14 protein-coding genes are annotated in these 19,025 nt (G+C 43.5%); 7 read left to right on the forward strand and 7 right to left on the reverse strand.

The features are described 5' to 3' along the window. Window positions 1-69: 69 nt before the first annotated feature. Entirely contained in the window at window positions 70-807 is a 738-nt protein-coding gene (locus NO992_RS03440; protein ID WP_017216479.1) for a TIGR04211 family SH3 domain-containing protein, read from the forward strand. 118 nt (window positions 808-925) lie between these two features. On the opposite strand, the gene NO992_RS03445 is transcribed toward NO992_RS03440, so the two are convergent. After that, a complete protein-coding gene (locus NO992_RS03445; RefSeq protein WP_371374351.1) occupies window positions 926-2,356 on the reverse strand; it encodes an alanine/glycine:cation symporter family protein in 1,431 nt (476 codons plus the stop codon). An 82-nt stretch (window positions 2,357-2,438) separates the two neighbouring features. Continuing rightward, the gene (ctlX, locus tag NO992_RS03450) at window positions 2,439-3,350 is read right to left on the reverse strand and encodes a citrulline utilization hydrolase CtlX (RefSeq protein ID WP_253105576.1); all 912 of its coding nucleotides are present in this window, start codon (window positions 3,348-3,350) and stop codon (window positions 2,439-2,441) included. A gap of 163 nt (window positions 3,351-3,513) precedes the next feature. On the opposite strand from ctlX, the gene NO992_RS03455 reads away from it, so the two are divergent. Continuing rightward, window positions 3,514-3,945, forward strand: a complete 432-nt coding sequence (locus NO992_RS03455; RefSeq protein WP_371374354.1) for an Lrp/AsnC family transcriptional regulator — start codon at window positions 3,514-3,516, stop codon at window positions 3,943-3,945. A 78-nt stretch (window positions 3,946-4,023) separates the two neighbouring features. On the opposite strand, the gene NO992_RS03460 is transcribed toward NO992_RS03455, so the two are convergent. Next, window positions 4,024-5,133 (reverse strand): mechanosensitive ion channel domain-containing protein, encoded by a 1,110-nt coding sequence (locus NO992_RS03460; protein ID WP_371374358.1) that lies wholly within the window; start codon window positions 5,131-5,133, stop codon window positions 4,024-4,026. 134 nt (window positions 5,134-5,267) lie between these two features. On the opposite strand from NO992_RS03460, the gene NO992_RS03465 reads away from it, so the two are divergent. After that, window positions 5,268-6,239, forward strand: a complete 972-nt coding sequence (locus NO992_RS03465; RefSeq protein WP_371374361.1) for a YihY/virulence factor BrkB family protein — start codon at window positions 5,268-5,270, stop codon at window positions 6,237-6,239. A 150-nt stretch (window positions 6,240-6,389) separates the two neighbouring features. On the opposite strand, the gene NO992_RS03470 is transcribed toward NO992_RS03465, so the two are convergent. Further along, on the reverse strand, window positions 6,390-7,778 hold the full coding sequence (locus NO992_RS03470) for an alkaline phosphatase PhoX (protein ID WP_371374365.1): 1,389 nt from the start codon (window positions 7,776-7,778) through the stop codon (window positions 6,390-6,392). 134 nt (window positions 7,779-7,912) lie between these two features. Then, window positions 7,913-10,306, reverse strand: coding sequence for a TonB-dependent receptor (locus tag NO992_RS03475; protein WP_371374368.1), 2,394 nt, complete (start codon window positions 10,304-10,306; stop codon window positions 7,913-7,915). Between the two features lie 33 nt (window positions 10,307-10,339). On the opposite strand from NO992_RS03475, the gene NO992_RS03480 reads away from it, so the two are divergent. From NO992_RS03480 to NO992_RS03495, 4 genes are all read left to right on the forward strand, one after another. After that, window positions 10,340-10,864 (forward strand): Fur family transcriptional regulator, encoded by a 525-nt coding sequence (locus NO992_RS03480; protein ID WP_371374371.1) that lies wholly within the window; start codon window positions 10,340-10,342, stop codon window positions 10,862-10,864. Window positions 10,865-10,875: 11 nt separating this feature from the next. Next, window positions 10,876-12,210, forward strand: coding sequence for a dihydroorotase (locus NO992_RS03485; protein ID WP_371374374.1), 1,335 nt, complete (start codon window positions 10,876-10,878; stop codon window positions 12,208-12,210). A 20-nt stretch (window positions 12,211-12,230) separates the two neighbouring features. Continuing rightward, on the forward strand, window positions 12,231-13,148 hold the full coding sequence (gene folE2, locus NO992_RS03490) for a GTP cyclohydrolase FolE2 (RefSeq protein WP_371374377.1): 918 nt from the start codon (window positions 12,231-12,233) through the stop codon (window positions 13,146-13,148). A 116-nt stretch (window positions 13,149-13,264) separates the two neighbouring features. Beyond that, on the forward strand, window positions 13,265-15,415 hold the full coding sequence (locus NO992_RS03495; RefSeq protein WP_371374380.1) for a M3 family metallopeptidase: 2,151 nt from the start codon (window positions 13,265-13,267) through the stop codon (window positions 15,413-15,415). Between the two features lie 222 nt (window positions 15,416-15,637). Here the strand turns inward: NO992_RS03495 and NO992_RS03500 are convergent, their stop codons facing one another. Then, window positions 15,638-17,170 carry a leucyl aminopeptidase family protein gene (locus NO992_RS03500; protein WP_371374383.1) on the reverse strand — a complete coding sequence of 511 codons (1,533 nt, stop codon included), beginning with the start codon at window positions 17,168-17,170 and terminating at the stop codon, window positions 15,638-15,640. Between the two features lie 69 nt (window positions 17,171-17,239). Next, complete coding sequence (locus NO992_RS03505) at window positions 17,240-18,925, reverse strand: carbon starvation protein A (RefSeq protein ID WP_010374688.1); 1,686 nt, start codon at window positions 18,923-18,925, stop codon at window positions 17,240-17,242. Window positions 18,926-19,025: the final 100 nt, after the last annotated feature.

Genomic DNA, 19,025 nt, shown 5'->3' on the forward strand with positions numbered 1-19,025 from the left:
AAATCAATAGATAGTCAGGCTAATTTCGCTGAACATCAACGGATCAATAACACTGAATCATTGCGTTAAATGCTGCAATTTTCATTATGTAATCAATTATTTCGCGCCATTCAAAATAAACAAAGCCTTGCTATTAGGCCGCGAAATCCCTACTATTTTGTAAACTTTACGACCCAAAGAATAAAAGGCCCACGCATGTTCAACTTTAAGCAATTTATCATTGCGAGCCTGCTCTTCACCAGCTTTGTAAGCTTTGCCGAAGAGCCAGACGAAAATAGCACAGTAAACGCCGCAACACCAAACGGCTATATTAGTGACAATCTTTTTATTTTCATGCACACAGGTCCAAGTAAAAATTATCGAATTTTAGGTTCTGTTGATGCTGGTACGCCAATCACTATTTTGAGTGGCGCTAATGACGAGTTTGTCCAAATTAAAGACGACAAAGCAAGAGAAGGTTGGGTAGAAAGTAAATTTGTCACCACGGAGCCAGGTTTAAAGCAACAATTAGAGGCGGTTAACCAAACTTTAGTGGAGACCCAAGAGGCGCTGAACGATGCCCAGCAGCAGCTTCCAATGCTGCAGCAAAACAATACCAATTTACTAGCGGAGAATGCTTCACTTCAAGACACTATTTCAGGGCTTGAAAAGCAACTACAAGATGAGCGTTTAGCACAGCAGCAAAAAGTCCAAAAAGAGCAACACCAGTTGCTCACTTACGGTGGCATCATCGGGATCAGTGGCATTATTATCGGTGTGATCCTGACGCTATTTTTATCTCGTAGAAAGCGTTACGACGGCTGGTAATTGGTTATATACCTATTGAGGTTAGATAACTTCGTCACTGACGGTTCATCTAAACTCTCTTGTCAAAAATAAATAAAGGCCGGAAAATTCGGCCTTTATTTATTCCATCTAAAACGTATTAGGCTGAACTCTTCGCATTAATATTACCCCAAATGCCAGACTCAGTAACTCCTTGCACTTTGACCTTATCGACTTCGAATACAGGTTCTTTCCCTTTTGCTCTTTGCAGATGATAATCGGCCGTAACCGCCAAGATAGTGGGTGTAAGGCGCACGATGGCAATAACATTCACCACCGTCATTAAACCTAATGCTATGTCGGCAAGATCCCATACCTGTTTTAGCGTTGCCGAAGCGCCCCACAACATCATAGATAAGTAGCATGCGGTATAAATTGAACGGCCAACTTTATTATCCAGATGGAATAAGTGTAAGTTACTTTCTGCATAGGCGTAATTAGCCACTACAGAGGTGAAAGCAAACAAAGTAATCGCCGCCGCGACAAAGTAAACGCCCCCAGTTGCTAAATGCGCGGTCATCGCAGATTGTGTTAGCCGTATGCCTTCCATCTCTCTGCCAATATCTATATCTGCCAATAGAATTATGACAGCAGTACAACTACATAAAACGATGGTATCAAAGAATACGCCCAACATTTGGATATAACCTTGGGTCACCGGGTGATTGGGAATTGGCGACGCACTTGCCGATGCGTGCGGCACACTACCCGCTCCCGCCTCGTTAGAATAGAGCCCGCGCTGAATACCATTTTTGATAGCTGCGCCAAGTGCGCCAGCGCCCGCTTCTTGCAAGCCAAAAGCCGAAAGCAAAATATCTTTGATCATGGCAGGGACTTGCGAGTAATTCATCACGGTAATAATAATGGCCGCAAGGACAAAGACTAATCCCATTACTGGCACTACCTTTTCAGCAAATCGCGCAATCGCTTTGAAGCCACCAAGAATAATAGAGCCGGCAAGGACAGTGATCACAATACCTGAATATAAGGTTGGAATATCAAACGCATTATTGAGCGCATCGGTTATGGTATTGGTTTGCATCGCGCTAAAGGTAAATCCATATCCCAAAAACAAGCAAAAGGCGAAGCATACTGCAAACGCTCGGCTTCCCAATCCCATGTGAATATAATAAGCAGGACCACCTCTAAACTCACCTTGGCTATCTCGCACTTTATAGACTTGCCCAAGTACACTTTCGGCAAAGCCTGTTGCCATCCCCAAAATGGCTATCATCCACATCCAAAATATCGCACCACTGCCACCAAGAGAAATTGCAACCGCAACACCTGCTAGGTTACCGGTTCCAACTCGAGCTGATAGCCCCGTGCATAACGCTTGAAAAGAACTGATCGTATTGTCATCACCCTGACTGCTGCCCCGTAACAGGCTAAACATGTGACGAAACTTTACAACTTGTATCCCTCGCAAAAGAATAGTGAACCAAAACCCTGCAAATAGCAGGATATAAATAAGTATCTGGCCTTCTCCCCATAAGAGCCCATTAATACTCTTAACTGCGCTTTCAAACATAGGCGATTCCTGTTTTATTATTATTTGCCGTTTATCTAGGGCCTGTTGAACTTCTTGAAGGATAAACAGGCCCTAGTATTATTTAACGGTTATTTAAATGGACTCCAGCAATCATACAACGCACCGAGCCACCTGCTGCTTCAATTGTTGGTATATCAATAGCAACTAGCTTAGCTGACTTTTCAATGACAGCAATTTGCTCAGGCAACAACGCCTGATAAGCCGTTGTGGAAAGCGCGAGTATGCGTCCCATACTGCCTTGCAGCTCAATCGCGTTGCCGCAAAAATGTTGGATCTGCTGATAAGATAGCGCAATCAGGGTGTGGCCGCTTTGCGTAAAACGATTAATAAGCTGTGCCCGCTGATATTCTGGCACCATATCTAGGCATATCATGGCGAAATCGGTGGCGACACACATTAAGACATTGGTGTGATAAACAGGCACTTTATTTTTATCATAGGCATTAAATATCTCTGCCTCTAGTCCCAACTGCTCGCAAACTTGATTAACTAACACGGCGTTGGTGCGCTTGGATTCTACCGCATAGACCACTTTTGCTTGATGATCGATAACCATAGAGCCGGTGCCTTCAAGGAATATTTCTTCAGCGGTTAGATGACTATAATCATTGATGTTTGTTACCTGATAGTGAGCACTCAGAAAATCGATAATATCGCGACGGATCTCCAATCGTCGATTCGAGGCGTACATGGGATAAATAATTAATTGACCATCGCTATGCGTCGAAAACCAGTTATTTGGAAAGACCGAATCTGGCGTATCTGTGGAAGTATCTTCAAATAAGTGCACTTTCACGCCAGCCAATTCTAACGCTTGCACGGCGTTACTGACCTCAACATAGGCTCTGTTGTTAGGATTGTTTTCACTGCAAGCTTGCTGAAACGCGTTATCTTGCATGGTTTGCGGATTCGAAGTGAAATGGTGTGGACGGATCATCACCACAGCTCTTGGTGCTTGGAATATCGTTGTCATACTGCACTCATCATTTGGGCGTTGTCATACTCAATATCAGTGTAACCACACCATAAGACAATTTAAATGCCAAAATCTTATACAATTCGTGCAATTTTCTATCACTTTGCTAAGTTGAATTATACAAATAGACTAATACAACAAAAAACCACAAAGCCGTACTATGACTCCTTATCTATATGATGCGCTTGATAAAGCCTTGATTGCTGAATTGCGCAAAGATGGCCGAGCAGCCATTTCAACCTTAGCCACGACGCTCGATGTGTCTCGTGGCACCGTACAAAACCGTTTAGATAGACTCATTTCCAGTGGTGCAATTCAAGGCTTTACAGTACGGGTTCATGAACATATCGACTCCGAGCTTGTGCGCGCTATCATGATGATAGAAGTGATTGGTAAATCCACCACGCAAGTGATTAATGCACTGCGAGGGATCCCCGAATTAAGTAAAATTCATACTACGAACGGGGCATGGGATTTAATCGCTGAAATACAAGCCGCTAACCTCACTGAATTCGATGGTGTACTGAGACAAGTTCGAGAGATTGATGGCATTTTAAATAGTGAAACCAGTATTTTGCTATCGAGTACGTAAGGCTCGATAGCGTTTAGATTAGGGTAAGTGAATCGATTGTCCAAAATAAACTAAAGCTCAACAGGCCCTAATTTACCGCTAAATAATATTGTCCCCTTCTTCTGGGCTTCGAGCGCGCTCTGCTTGCTCTCTGATCTCATCCGCATCGCTACTCACATCGTCAATATCCGCATCTACTGCACTTGCTGTGGTTTTGTTCTTTTGTTTCACAGGCGTTCTGCTACTCGAATTACTGGTCGCTTCTTTGTTTACTCCTTGTGTTTCAGTATTCGCAGCTATGATTATCCGCTCTCTAGCATCATCAGGCATGCTTATACCGTGTTCTGTAAAGCAATTAACAGTTTCTCGCATGAGTTGAGACGCCACTTTGATCGGGCTATGTTGTTCGCTATTGACCCAAAAATAAATGGTAAGATTGATAGTCGCGGAGCCTAAGGCTTCAAGTAGAACCTGAGGTGGCGGGTCGTTTAAAACCGCACTTTGCTCTTTAAGTAAGTCAATTGCAATTTGCTGCGTCAGGCGAATATCGTTGTCATAGCCAATACCAATCTTAAAGTGTCCACGTGTTTTGGGGTTGGCAGTAAAGTTTTTAATTACATTCTTGTAGACGGTAGCATTGGGTATTTGAATGTGATTACCATCGTAATCAACTAAGGTGGTTGCGCGGGCGGTGACTTTTTTAACGATCCCCAAACGGTTATCCACTTCAATAACGTCATCAATTCTAAACGGGCGTTGGACACTAATTAGCATACTCGAAATAAAGTTCTCGGCGATATCACGAAACGCAAACCCAAGAATAAGACCGACAAGCCCAGTACCACTCATTACTGCGACGGCAAACTCACTCAACCCGGCCAAGCGCAAAAAGATATAAATACCAAAAAATATGACTAACACACTGATAAAACGGCGAGTGACGAGATGTAATAATCGACTTTTACTGACATAACCTATGGGCTTAATCAAAAGATAAGAGATTGGCCGTGCTAAATAATAACAAAGCACAATAACCACAATCCCCAACGCCAGAGCAGGTAATAATTGCCATGCGGTTTGTAAAAAGTGCACAACCTGTGCGCTTAAACTTAGTGTATCTGATGTGCTCACGGCTTCAGTCGCTTCGCGAGAAGCTGCCGTCTGAATCATATTAGTCATTTGATTTTTAATAAGATTATTAATTTCCATATTGCACTCTTCAGTTTTTTATTGACAAGATCACGAGTTGATTAGTAGCAAATATAACGCCAAGCGAGATTGGCAGACCTTTTGCTGTATATCACTTTAGATCAACAGGCTCAGAATTGATTTAGGAAAAACCAATGGCAGCTCATAAACATGGCTTTAATGCAGACAGACCAAGTGATATTCCAGCACTCGGTTGGTGTGATGTCAGTAAACGGCTATATCACAGCTTATCCCAAGATAATTTATCGCTAGTGGCCGCTGGAGTGGCATTTTATGCCCTGTTGGCAATATTTCCCGCGTTAGCGGCCGTTGTTGCTATCTATGCCTATTTTTCTTCTCCTGCAGAAATGGTTGATCAGCTACTGCCGCTTATTGAACTCTTACCACCATCCAGTCAAGAAATTATGTTGCAACAACTCAAAGCGCTCACTCAAAAATCTCAGGCAAGCCTAAGTCTAGGTGCTATTTTTACCCTCTTTTTAACAATCTGGAGCAGCAGTAAAGGCTGCCAAGCACTTATTACAGCCTGCAACATTACGTATCATGAGCACAATAAAAGGCAGTTTTTGCAAGCGCTAGTGGTACGCTTTTTGTTTTCTATGGGGGCGATTTTCGTCGCGATTGTGGCGTTGTCTATTATCGGAATTTTACCGATTGTACTTAACCTCGTAGGATTTACCACAGCACTCGATTCGATAATCCAGCTAATCACTTGGTCTATTTTAGCAGCGCTATTTCACTTTTCTTTGGCGTTTGTTTATCGTTATGCGCCTCACCGCAGAGCCGCAAAATGGCGCTGGATAACACTCGGTTCGTTTACCGCAACCAGCTTATGGATCTTGGCGTCATTGGGATTTTCATATTATGTCGCGCAATTCGCTTCTTACAATGAAACTTATGGCTCATTGGGAGGCGTCGTCATTATGATGATGTGGTTATACTTAAGCGCATACATCATTATTTTTGGTGCCGCATTAAACGCCAGTACTGAGCTACAAACTTTAAAAGATAGTACCGTTGGCCCTGAGAAAGAGAGAGGACAACGAGGCGCATTTGTGGCTGATAATTTGACGACAAGACAACGTAAAGAAAAGGAGCCTCATTGATAATAGCATCAATATCAATAGCTCACTTTCACGATTTAAATTTTGCTTAGATTACTCAGCAGCAAGTTGAGCGTCGCGACCAAAATACACTTATGAGAACATAAACCAAATAGCGAAAAGCTCAACAAGCCCTAATTCAACAAATTAAAATTAGAGAGGCTCTTTATTTTTTGCTTGATTAAAGTGCTCCCATGGCCCCACAATCGCCAATGTTGTCGTTGGTGAGTACACATTAACAAATAAAGTCTTGCCGTCTGGTGAAAAACAAGCACCGGCGAGCTCAGTTTGCTTAGCTAGCCGTGCAAAATTATAGAGTTCTCCCTCTGGTGTTACGCCTCTTAGATAGTTATCTACAACATCGGAATACTGATCCTCACAAACAATTAAATGTCCTTGTGGCGACACGGTAAGATTGTCACCAAAGTTATAGAGAGACTGGCTAGCGCTTTCCACGAATAAAGACAACTTTCCTGGATTGAGACGTTCTTTTTCTGTTCCCTCAAACTCAGATGGCTGATACTTCATGATTTGCCCTAGCTGCTTTTTTCCGCCATTGGTACAACAAAAGTACAGCTCGTTTTCACCCCAATGGATCCCTTCACCTCGAGCAAATAGCGCGGCTCCACTTCGATAAGCACGGATCCGTAAATCGTCTTTAGCACTTTGCGGGTCGTCCAAATCTATCCACTCAACGATAAACTCCTGATGAAGTGGCATCGCTTTTTTATTCCAATTTCGACTATCAAATTGCGGGCTTTCTTTCACAGCCAACGCTTGTAGTTTCCCGCCTTTGTGGAGCTTTGCTTTTTCGTTTGGAATAAAGCGGTAAAACACACTGTCTCCCCGGTCTTCCGTGAGATAAACAATACCTGTTTTGGGATCAACAGCAGCAGCTTCATGATTAAACCGCCCCATTGCTTTTAGAGGTTGTGGCTTAATTAAACCCTTTGCAGTCGCTGGTACTTCAAAAATATATCCGTGATCTTGTGTAAAACCATCATTTTTAGTTGCAGTTGTTTCTTCACAAGTAAGCCAACTCCCCCAAGGCGTTATTCCACCAGAGCAGTTACGAATAGTGCCAACCAAGGATAAATATTCTTGTTCTTTTTGGCGTGTTTTTAGGTTATAGACAATATGACTTGTGCCACCTGGAAGTGCGATGCCTGAGTCATTTGTATCAAAAGCAAGCTCACTTTTATGCTGGCGAATACTGTTCTCGGCTTTTGCTAAATCTGTTGGTTTCAATTCATGATTGCGGATCAATGCAACCCGCTCTTCATCTAAAGCAATACAACCCATACCATCGGCTTTGTCAGGTACAGTAAAACCATCGGACATTTTATCTCCAAGGCTTGATACTATTTGATAACTGAAACCTTGGGGCAAATCGAGTAAACCATTGGGGTCGGTGATCAACGGCCCATACCCAGCTATCATTGTGTTAAAGTCTAATAGTGACACTCTGCCAAATGCGCTTTTAGAAAGGCCGATAAATGCGAGGGTGCCAGCCCCCCTTAAAAACCCTCGACGTGAAACCATAATTTCTCCTGCTGATCGTAGTCGTGTCGGTAATAATCTCGTGCTACATATAGATAAGATTTATGTTGTTGTACAACTCAGTGACTTGTGTACCTGTGTGGCTTTAACCAGCAGGTACACAATGGTTTAACCTGCTAAAAATAGCCGCGAATACCAAGCGCGAAACTGCGTCCCGGACGAGGGCCTATATCTTTTAAGAATGAACTATGTACTCGTGCTTCTGTATCCGTCAGATTACTCCCTCTAAGATAAATAGAGAGATCTTGATTTAACACAGAAAGATCATAAGAGATGCTAGCATCAACTAAGGTATAACCGTCGGTCATGGTTTCTTCTGGTGCAATCCGGTCCTGCTCTTGATATCGAGTAATGTGGATATGTGCACTGAGATTATCCGTCTGATAGCTTAGCTGTGACCCAAAGCGCAGAGGTGGTGTACGAGGTAAATCTCCGCCTTCTTCTAATCTGGCGCGCACAAAGTCAGAGAAAACATCAACTTTCAACTCGTCGGTCAATTGCCAAGCAACTTGCGCTTCAAAACCGTGCAAAACCACATCATCTGTCTTGAATAAATAAATAGGTAATTCGGAAGTATGATCGTGCTCATGTTCATGATTGTGGTCGTGACTATGGCCGCTCTGGGCGTACAACCCAGTTTCTATTTGATAGTAGTAGTTATCTACTTGGTTGTAAAAAGCGTTAAAAATAAAGCCTATATCACCTTGGGTTTTTCGCAGTGTAATATCAATATTGTGCGACTTTTCTAGCGCTATGCCTTGCTCATCAAGTTCAAAATGACCGTGCTCATCCATTTTGAACAACGCCCCTACCTCGTAAGTGCCAGTTCCTATGTGAGGACCAAAGGAAAATAACTCCGATGAAGAAGGAGCGCGTTCAGAGTGTGAAACAGATAACCCAAGGTTATAATTTTGCGCAAAGTCCCATACAAGACCCGAAGATAAACTGACAGGGGTAAACTGATGCTCAACCGCATATACCTTTGTTGCTTCTGAATCGTGACCAATGTGGTCATGCATTTCAGTATCGTGCGAGTGGGCATCAATACTCGGTAAAGGCACATTACTTGCGGTGATCTCCACTTGCTCAATACGACCACCTAACTGCACTAAAAAATCACCAAACCGCCTTTCCTCCATTACCCCTATCGCAAGTGTTTGGGTATCAGATGGTGGCGTAAACGCCTCACTACCTTGAGCCTCAACATCACTGTGTTTGTAATGTAAGCTTACGCCACCAGTCCAAGCGGACAGAGGCTGATGTAGTAAATCAACTTTTAACTCATTGGTATCATTCTTAAATGTTGTTCCAACCATGCCGTGCTCAACTTCAACATGTTCATACTCTGTAAAACCAGCACGCACATTCACTTTATCAAGCCAACCTTTGTTAAACTTGTACTCGCTTAATAGTTGCACTTTTGTTTGTGCTAAGTCGGCAAAAACCTGCTCTTCAGCCTCATTATGTGCTTCTTCATCACCATGCGTATGCCCCGGAATGCCGTATTTGCGGTTAAATTTCTCAACAGCCACACCGACATAACCTTGATCAAATAAGTAACTTGAGCCAACAGTAAAACCATCAGACTCTTCAGCACTATTTGCTACTTTATAGTGATGTTCATCATTGTCATTCCCTTCACTATGCTCATGAATTTCAGCAGGAACAGGTACTTCGTAATCATTAGATTCTCGCCAGAATGCATCAACATATAAAGCCACAGAGCCAATACCCGATGTCGCATTAAACGAGGCTGTATTTTGGTCATCAACAGAGTTACTTTCCAGATTCCATTCTCCGCGAGTTGTATTATCGGTTGGCACTCTTGTATCGACAACGTTAACCACTCCCCCAATCGCACCACTACCATAAAAAAGAGTTGCAGGTCCCCGCAACACCTCGATTTGTTGAGCCGTTGAGGCTTCGGAGGCGACTGAGTGATCAGGACCAACTCTAGATACATCACTGACATCTAATCCATTTTGCGTCACCAACACTCGCGGGCCACTCAAACCTCGAATAATTGGTGTACTCGCTACTTTGGCGTGGAAGTTTGTGTTGACGCCAGGCAATTTTTCTAAACTATCCCCTAGCGTAGCGGTTTGCTGTCGACGCAATGTTTCACCTGACAAAACACTAACTGGAACCGCAGATTCCATCGCCGACATATGTACAGGAGTAGCAACAATATCTATAACTTCTATTGGAGAACGATTTAACATTAGCATTGCGTTTTTAACGCCACCTTGCTCCAGAGTGAGCGCCTTATGCAGGTGAGCAAAACCAGATGCTCTTACATGGATTTGTTTATTTCCAAGCCCAACGCCCGAAATTTGAAAATGACCATTGTTATCTGTGAGTACGCGAATATCAGTTCCTTCGACCTCAATTGATGCATTTGCAATCCCTTTACCAGCTTTATTGACGACTGTACCTTCTATAGACTTTGCTACAAGGCTTGGTGGTAACAGTGCAGCAACGAGCAAGGATATTGTTGATAGTTTAGACATAACGACTCCAATAAATGTTATATTGTATCAATTATGCTCGATATGTTATATTGTATCAATAGTTGGATGGATTATGTCGTCATTGCCGTGAACAAAACTCAACGAAATTTTATTCTCAAACAGGCTCAAGCAAAATGCCAATCGTTAGGGCTGCGTTTAACTGAAAAACGACAGGGCGTGCTAGAAATATTATTGCAAACAGTCGAGCCGCTATCAGCGTATGAACTTACTGACAAATACAATAAAAGCACCAACTCTCCTATTCTAGCAATGTCCGTGTACCGCATTCTTGAATTCTTAGAATCAGTCAATCTGGCACACCGGATCCATTCTGCAAATAAATATATAGCCTGTAAGAGTCTAGATGGTGCGTGCCATCACCATCTATCCGTGATCTTAGTCTGCAAATCCTGCCATCAAATAGAAGAAATAGATTCTGTTCAAGAGGCTGCCAAGCATCTATTTGAAGCGGTAGAAAGCACTGGATTTTCAGCTGCAAATGCACGCTTAGAGTTGCCTGGCTTATGTAACCTTTGCAAAGCCAAACTTGACAAATAGGTCCCTACAATATGAAAAACACACTGATAAAAAATGCAATTGTGGTCAACGAGAATCAATCACAAGAATGTGATGTACTTATCGTTGATAACAGAATAAACAAAATTGCAAGCTCAATAACTGCGCAGCCAAATGACAATATTGTGGATGCGACAGGTTATTTTCTACTCCCTGGAATGATAGACGACCAAGTACATTTCCGTGAGCCCGGCTTAACACAGAAGGGGAATATAGCCTCAGAATCCAGAGCTGCTGTGGCAGGTGGTATCACCAGCTATATGGAAATGCCAAACGTAAGCCCTGCGACTACAACCATTGAAGCTCTTGAACAGAAATACGCGATTGCGTCTAGAAGCTCGCTGGCAAACTATAGTTTTTACTTAGGGGCAACCGAAGATAATTTAGAACAAATAAAACGTTTAGATGCGAAGAAGTACTGCGGTGTTAAAGTTTTTATGGGGGCATCAACAGGCGATCTACTCGTTGAGCATCCACAAGCACTCGACGCAATTTTCAGAGAAAGTCCAACCCTAATTGTCACCCACTGTGAAGATGGAAGAGTGATTGAAAAGAATTTATCCATGTGCATCGGACGCAGTGGCAGTTTAACAATTCAAGATCACCCCATCATTCGTGACGTCGAAGCGTGTTATTCATCCTCTTCGTACGCTGTATCTTTAGCGAAACAATATCGTAGCGATTTACATGTACTGCATATCACAACAGAAAAAGAATTGAGCTTATTCCCTTCAGGCGATATTCGCGACAAACATATTACGGCAGAAGCATGTGTTCATCATTTGTGGTTCAGTCAAGAAGATTATGCACTGCAGGGTAACCTAATAAAATGCAACCCAGCGATTAAAGCGAAAAGCGATCGTGATGCTTTGTTAGCAGCGGTACGAAATAATCAAATAGATATTATCGCTACTGATCACGCACCTCATACTTGGCAAGAAAAGCAACTCCCCTACCAGCAAGCACCTGCGGGTTTACCTTTAGTTGAACATGCATTGTTAAGCTTGCTCGACCATGTGCATCATCAGCGTTTATCTATAGAGCAGCTCGTTGAGAAGGTGGCACATAATCCAGCGTTAAGATATCACATTGTAGATAGAGGCTTTATTCGTGAAGGATACTATGCTGACTTGGTACTCGTGAACCCTCATCACGAAACGCTCACTTGCCATCAGAAAACACACTATCACTGTGGCTGGACCCCGTTCGACGGTCACCGTTTTTCAGCAAAAGTTTTAAAAACTTGGGTGAATGGCAGTCTCGTTTATGACGGCCAACAACCGCTTAATACACCCACAGCCGCTATGCCACTAATTTTTAATCGCTAGAAACCTCGTCGGAAATAAATATGACAGTATCTTTACCTGATGTTGCCTTTGGGCAGCTTGCAACAACAGCCTTACCGCTAAAGTGGGTGGGTATGGAAAAAATTGCCATACCTTTAGAGGTGGAAATATCAAGCTCCTCCTGCCAAAGAGTTAACGCTCTTGCAAATATTTTTGTTAGCCTTGATAAACCTGAGGCGAAAGGGATCCATATGTCCCGGTTATACATTCGCTTGAGAGAGATACTAAGTACGGCTCCTTTGAATATTAAAACGATTGAAGCGTTATTAAAAGAGTCGGTTCAATCTCAACAAGGATTGAGCAAAGCAGCCAAGCTTGAGTTACAGTTTGAAGTAACCATAGATAAACCAGCATTGTTGAGCGATCAATTCGGCTATCAAAGTTACCCTATCACGCTTAATTGTGAGTATATAAACTCAGAGCTTAGCTACGAGTTATCACTTACTATTGCCTATTCAAGTACCTGCCCTTGTTCAGCGGCACTTTCTAGACAAGCATTAAGTGAAGAGATCGAAGAGCAGTTTTCCCAACAGATGATTTCAAAACACGAACTAATGACGTGGATAACCTCTCTACAAGGAAGCATTGCCACACCTCATAGCCAGCGCTCTTTCGCTTACGTAACGGTAAAACTAACTGAACGGACGTTGCCACTCATTCCAAGCCTTATAAAAGCGCTAGAACAAGCCATTGGCACGCCAGTTCAAACTGCGGTAAAACGTGAAGATGAACAAGCATTTGCGAAGCTAAATGCAGAAAATCTAATGTTTTGTGAAGATGCCGCACGACGAGTCAAACAGTTTTTAGAGCAAAACACACAATTTGTTGATTATTGGTTCAAAATTGAACATCAAGAAAGTTTGCATGCTCACAATGCTGTCGCCATTGATAATAAGTTTCCGGCTCAAAAACTGACTTAATAAACACTTATCTGCCTAAGATGCAAGAATCATGATACCGCCATTATTATGCGATAAAACACAACTACAAACACACAATAGATACACTATAACATTACAAAAATACTGAGAAGTTTATGAAAAAGACCATCATCGCCGTTACGATTTACTCCACGCTTTTTGTCTCTGGTTGTTCAAATTATACAACGGAGGTGGCATCTAGCGTGCCTAAGAAAAGTGAATCAGTCCATCACAATCCACTGTTCAACGCCAGTACTTTAATCTACCAAACCCCAATGTTTGACCAGATCAAAGATGAACATTTTATGCCTGCATTTAAGTTGGGTATGGCAGAGCACCTCAAAGAAATCGCGCGTATTGCAACTAACCCTGCAACGCCTACGTTTGAAAACACCTTAGTTGCAATGGAAAAAAGTGGTGCACTGCTAAAGCGAACCAGTAGCGTATTTTTTAACTTAATAGGCACTGATAGCTCAGTAAAGCGTCGTCAATTACAAAAAGAACTAGCCCCAATGCTCGCAGAACACCGCGATAACATCAATTTGAACGCCGCATTATTTGACCGTATAAAGTCGCTTTATGATAATCGCAACACACTCGAACTGGACTCTGAATCAAAGCGTTTATTGGATGTTTACTACACCAACTTTGTACGAGCTGGCGCAAAACTAAGTGCTGAAGATAAGGAGAAAATTCGCAAAATCAATGAAGAGCATTCCTCTCTGACTACCCAGTTTTCACAAAACCTATTAGCAGAAACGTCTGCCATATCAGTGATTGTTGATGATAAAGCCGCATTAGACGGTTTAACAGAAAGACAAATTCTTGCCACTAAACGTGCGGCTGAAGCTGCAGGACATAAAGACAAGTACTTAATCGGTATTACCAACACCACTCGTCAACCTATTTTAGCGTCTTTAACCAACCGAGCACTTAGGCAACAGATTTGGCAAGCTTCTGCTTATCGTGCTCAGTCAGGTGATAATGACAACACTCAAATTATCATCCGGCTGGCACAGCTAAGGGCCGAAAGAGCAGCGCTGTTAGGGTATAAAAGCTGGGCAGACTACGGCCTAGAAAAGCAAATGGCTGGAAACCCTAAAGCAGTTTACAACATGCTTGGCAGCATGGTGCCGGCCGTTATTTCCAACGTGGAAAAGGAAGCTGCAGATATTAAAACGCTTATTCAAAGCGAAGGGCACTCGTTCGACATCAAACCTTGGGACTGGGCATACTACGCTGAAAAAGTTCGTCAATCTCGTTATGATCTGGACGAAACAGAAGTGAAAAAGTACTTCGAATTTAATAACGTCTTAGAAAATGGTGTTTTTTATACCATGAATAAGCTGTACGGCGTAAGTTTCAAAGCTCGCCCTGACTTACCTGTGTATCATCCAGATGTTAAGGCTTATGAACTGATCGATAACAATGGTGAAAGCCTCGCGATATTCTTTGCCGACTATTTTGCAAGAGAAGGTAAACGTGGTGGAGCTTGGATGAATTCATTTGTAGGGCAATCTAAGTTATTAAACCAAAAGCCTGTGGTTATCAATGTCATGAATATTGCAAAGGCACCTGATGGTGAACCAACCTTTGTGAGCTACAGTGAAGTGACAACTATGTTTCACGAAATGGGACATGGCTTACATGGGATGTTTTCTGACGTAAAATATCCGAGTCTTGCTGGAACCGCTGTTTCTCGTGATTTTGTTGAGTTTCCCTCAACCTTTGAGGAAGACTGGGCTGCACACCCAGAAGTTATCAGTAACTATGCAAAGCATTACCAAACCGGGGAGCCTATCCCAAAAACACTGCTTGATAAAGTGATCCGCTCACGAACTTTTAATATGGGCTACGATACATTGGAGTACATGGCATCTGCGCTCTTAGATATGGAGTGGCATACAATTTCACCTGAGCATGCACCCACCGATATCAATGAATTTGAACAAGCGGCACTGAAGAAGCATGGAGTCGCCCTCGATTACGTTCCACCGCGTTATAAATCAGCATTTTTTGCGCACTCTATGGGAGGCGGCTATTCTGCTGGTTACTATGCTTATATGTGGAGTGAAATATTAGCAGCCGACGCCTATGCATACGTGCAAAAGCTCGGTGGACTTAAACTTGAAAATGGCGAAAAATATCGTAAACATATTTTATCGGTTGGTAACTCAAGACCTGTAATGGACTCTTACAAAGCATTCCGCGGAAAAGAGCCAACGACTGAAGCGCTATTAAAACGCAGAGGACTAACCCCTAAATAACACACTATTTAGTTTACCCAGCCAAAAAGGGAAGCTGCAATGCTTCCCTTTTATCAATCTTATACCAGTTGTATTAAGTAAATGATCTATCTTGAAGCGGGAAAATAGCTTTAGTAGCAAGGCAAAAATTTTGCTATTTAGTTGTTCTAAATGAGAAATTTTTAACGAAGCTAATATGCTATTTCACCCTTCAAATTGATTAGAGAATTAATTCAATTGGTATTAAATACAATACCGAGCAAACAAGCTTGCAACGGTTGCAGCGGTTGGTTTGCCATGCTGCCAGTCGCCACCTTCAACGCCGCTACCCGCAATATCCATATGTACATACGGAATTGGCAATTCTGCATTACAACCATGCTTGTCTAAGCCACCAACAATTGCCAAAAATGCCATAGGGAATTGGTGACCACGAGCGGTAACCGCCGATGGTGCGTTGTTGCTCGAAAGCACATCATCCGCAAGGGTGCGTGGTTTTACAAAGTCATAGTCTTCGCGTCGGCTACGCGATACTTCCGCGCAGTCAGCCCATAGGTCGCCCATATCTGCAATCTTGCGAGATACTTGTGCTGCTCGTGCTGGACCATTCTCAACATAAGCACTGTAAGGACCCATGGCGCGCGCCGCATGACCTGTCAGTGTTGCAACTGTAAAGATCTCAGGGTTTTTCTCACCCAGAGCTAAGTCTTTCGCTTCGCTGAGTAAATCCCCCATCGCCAAGCGACCTTCCGCATCAGTGTTACCAATACGAACGCGAACGCCTTCTCTGCTCTCAATGATTTCATCCGGCACGAAACAGTCAGAACCAATCGAGTTACGAACCACGGCAAGGTAAGCAATTACCTTAATACCTTTTGGTTGGTACTTAGCAACTGCTTCCATAAAGCCAACCACTGACGCCGCACCGCCTTTATCACGGCTCATGCCTGCCATAAAACCGCCCACTTTCAAGTCTGCACCGCCGGTATCGTACACAAGACCTTTACCAACAAAAATAAGGGTACGTTCAACGTCACCTTCTGGCTCGTATGCCATTTTTACAACACGAGGATGGTGACGCTCAACGGCGTAAGAGGCACGCGCTACCGTACTTAAGAGAGGATATTGCTCATCCATAACTTTACGATCCGCGATAACTTCAACGTTTACCGCTGAACCTTGAAATAGCTCGACACAGTAGTCAGCAAAACGAGGTGGTGCCATGCGCTCAGGTTCTGTACCACACAGATCGCGCGCAGCATATTGGCCTGCAGCGATTGCACTCAGTTGATCGCAGCATTGTGCTGACGCCTCAAAAACATAAATCGCTTCGATTGGTTCAATCACTTCGCCACGGTACTCACGTGCTTCTAATGGCTGCCATAAGCCTTGGCAAGCACCTAAAAAGCTGACTGCACGCGCATTTTCGTAACGAGCATCGGCTGGCACATTAACGACAGCGAGTACCGGCTTTACTGCACCAGCCGCTTTCGCTTCTAAAATACCAGCCTTTGCCGCTTCAAAGTAACGGCGAACGTCATCGTAATCTCTGTCGAGTGGTCCGGTTGGCGCAATCACCAAACGCTTGCCTGGTACTTTGTCTGAAACAAGCAGACTTGCCTTTTGCGCAATGCGCGCATCCACAGCTAAAAATGGCGCAGCAACGTCGTCGAGCTCTGCACTGCCAAGGTTTTGAATATCATGAGTAACAACAACGATAGCATCTGCATCGCTTTCAAATAGGGTGTTACAAGGTAATGCGATTGGAAAAGACATAAAAACGGCCCTTTTCTATATTAGAATTAGGGCCGACTATAGGTGATTTGTAGTCAAGTTCCAAGGGAACTACGACATATCACGGGCTTCATCTGGTTTCGCTTTGGTTTTGCTGATCACAGACCAAGCTTCTAACATCACCAAAATACTGACCACCAGCACGATAACGTCAAGCACAACCAACAGCCAATTGCCTTTTTGATAGTATTCACCTAGCTTGATCACTCCGGCAAAAAACGCCATCACCAGCACAAATACCATAGGGATCAAGGTGTACTTTGCCGGACGCCCGAGTTTGATAAGATACACTGAGATAACTAACAAGGTTAAGCTTGCCAAGATTTGGTTGGTTGAACCAAACAGCGGCCAAATCACCATACCACCACTACCCGATGCGCCGCCCGCGCCAAAGGCGAGTAGCAAGCAACATGCAACGGCCAATAAAGTCGCGATGATACCGTTGTTCAGGAACTTGATGTTATAGATCTCGCCCCACTCTTGAATAATATAACGCTGAAGTCTAACGCCAGAATCCATAGTGGTACCTGCAAAAAGTACAACCATAACGGCAAGTAGAGTTGATGCGATTTCGACTGGTAGTCCCCAGCCTGTACTAATCAGGTTAGAGCCACCGTTAATAAAGGCTGATACGCTGCCAGCACCAAGATGACTATAAATTTCGTGCCACTCTTCAGGTGATACAGCTAGCATCACACCACTCACGGCGACCAAAGTGATAAGTGCAAGTGAGCCTTCACCAACTGCACCTAAGTAGCCGACAAAACGGCCGTCTTTTTCTTTGTCTAGTTGTTTTGAACTCGTTCCCGACGAAACAATACCGTGGAAACCAGATACCGCACCACAAGCGATGGTCACGAATAACAGGGGTATAATACTTGGGGTGTTTTCTACCGTTTGGGTATTAAACGCAGGCGCGGTGATATCTGGCATCACCACAAATACTGCACCATAAAGCAGGATCAATCCCACTAACAGCTGCATGCCATTAATAAAGTCACGAGGTTGTAATAGCATCCAAACCGGTAACAATGACGCTACGGCAGCATAGATAAACAAAATGATGATCCAATTGGCTTTGTCGCTTAGACCAAACATTTCGGTTGGTAAGGTGATCGGCATACTACTGCCCATATAAATGGTCGCGTAGAGCACAATAACCCCGATAATACAGAGTGGTACTAGCGGCACTTTTCGTTTCAGCAATTGCCCGATAATAAGCGCCACGACGATAGCAGACCAAGCGGGGAATACCGCATTTGGGTTACCCACGAAGGAGTTTGCGATCACCACGCCGAATACGGCATTTACCATGAGCAGTACAAGGAAGACCACTATCATAAACAATGAACGCGTGCGCTTGCCAATCACGCTTTCAGACAACGCGCCCATCGACTTGCCTTTATGGCGAGCACTTGCCCACAACGCGCCCATATCATGGACACCCGCAAAGAATATGGTACCGAATACAACCCAAAGTACTGCTGGCACCCAGCCCCAATACACAGCGATAGCTGGACCTACAATTGGTGCAGCGCCCGCGACTGAAGTAAAGTGATGCCCCCACAATACCACTTTGTTGGTAGGAACATAATCTACGCCGTCCTCAAGCTCATGAGCCGGCGTGACAAAGTTGTCATCCATTTTAAATATTTTTTCAGCAATAAATTTGGAATAGACAAACCATCCAAATAACATCCCTATGATGCCGAAGAGTACGATCATTATGGATTGCATAATGCTTACCTCTTGTTGTTGTTTTAATTACACGCAGTTGGCGTGATTAGTTTGTTGCACGACAACTTCGAAGCTAGCACAAATTAAACTAATTGCAGTT

Origin of the sequence: Pseudoalteromonas sp. DY56-GL79, from assembly GCF_041414765.1 — a bacterium.
GTDB classification, from domain to species: Bacteria; Pseudomonadota; Gammaproteobacteria; order Enterobacterales; family Alteromonadaceae; genus Pseudoalteromonas; species Pseudoalteromonas piscicida.

What these genes read in the sequence shown, in the direction of transcription:
- NO992_RS03495 (WP_371374380.1), top strand. Translation starts at nt 13,265, where the DNA reads ATGAAAAAGACCATCATCGCCGTTACGATTTACTCCACGCTTTTTGTC.
- NO992_RS03480 (WP_371374371.1), top strand. Translation starts at nt 10,340, where the DNA reads ATGCTCGATATGTTATATTGTATCAATAGTTGGATGGATTATGTCGTC.
- folE2 (WP_371374377.1), top strand. Translation starts at nt 12,231, where the DNA reads ATGACAGTATCTTTACCTGATGTTGCCTTTGGGCAGCTTGCAACAACA.
- NO992_RS03485 (WP_371374374.1), top strand. Translation starts at nt 10,876, where the DNA reads ATGAAAAACACACTGATAAAAAATGCAATTGTGGTCAACGAGAATCAA.
- NO992_RS03445 (WP_371374351.1), bottom strand. Translation starts at nt 2,356, where the DNA reads ATGTTTGAAAGCGCAGTTAAGAGTATTAATGGGCTCTTATGGGGAGAA.
- ctlX (WP_253105576.1), bottom strand. Translation starts at nt 3,350, where the DNA reads ATGACAACGATATTCCAAGCACCAAGAGCTGTGGTGATGATCCGTCCA.
- NO992_RS03460 (WP_371374358.1), bottom strand. Translation starts at nt 5,133, where the DNA reads ATGGAAATTAATAATCTTATTAAAAATCAAATGACTAATATGATTCAG.
- NO992_RS03440 (WP_017216479.1), top strand. Translation starts at nt 70, where the DNA reads ATGCTGCAATTTTCATTATGTAATCAATTATTTCGCGCCATTCAAAAT.
- NO992_RS03455 (WP_371374354.1), top strand. Translation starts at nt 3,514, where the DNA reads ATGACTCCTTATCTATATGATGCGCTTGATAAAGCCTTGATTGCTGAA.
- NO992_RS03465 (WP_371374361.1), top strand. Translation starts at nt 5,268, where the DNA reads ATGGCAGCTCATAAACATGGCTTTAATGCAGACAGACCAAGTGATATT.
- NO992_RS03500 (WP_371374383.1), bottom strand. Translation starts at nt 17,170, where the DNA reads ATGTCTTTTCCAATCGCATTACCTTGTAACACCCTATTTGAAAGCGAT.
- NO992_RS03505 (WP_010374688.1), bottom strand. Translation starts at nt 18,925, where the DNA reads ATGCAATCCATAATGATCGTACTCTTCGGCATCATAGGGATGTTATTT.
- NO992_RS03475 (WP_371374368.1), bottom strand. Translation starts at nt 10,306, where the DNA reads ATGTCTAAACTATCAACAATATCCTTGCTCGTTGCTGCACTGTTACCA.
- NO992_RS03470 (WP_371374365.1), bottom strand. Translation starts at nt 7,778, where the DNA reads ATGGTTTCACGTCGAGGGTTTTTAAGGGGGGCTGGCACCCTCGCATTT.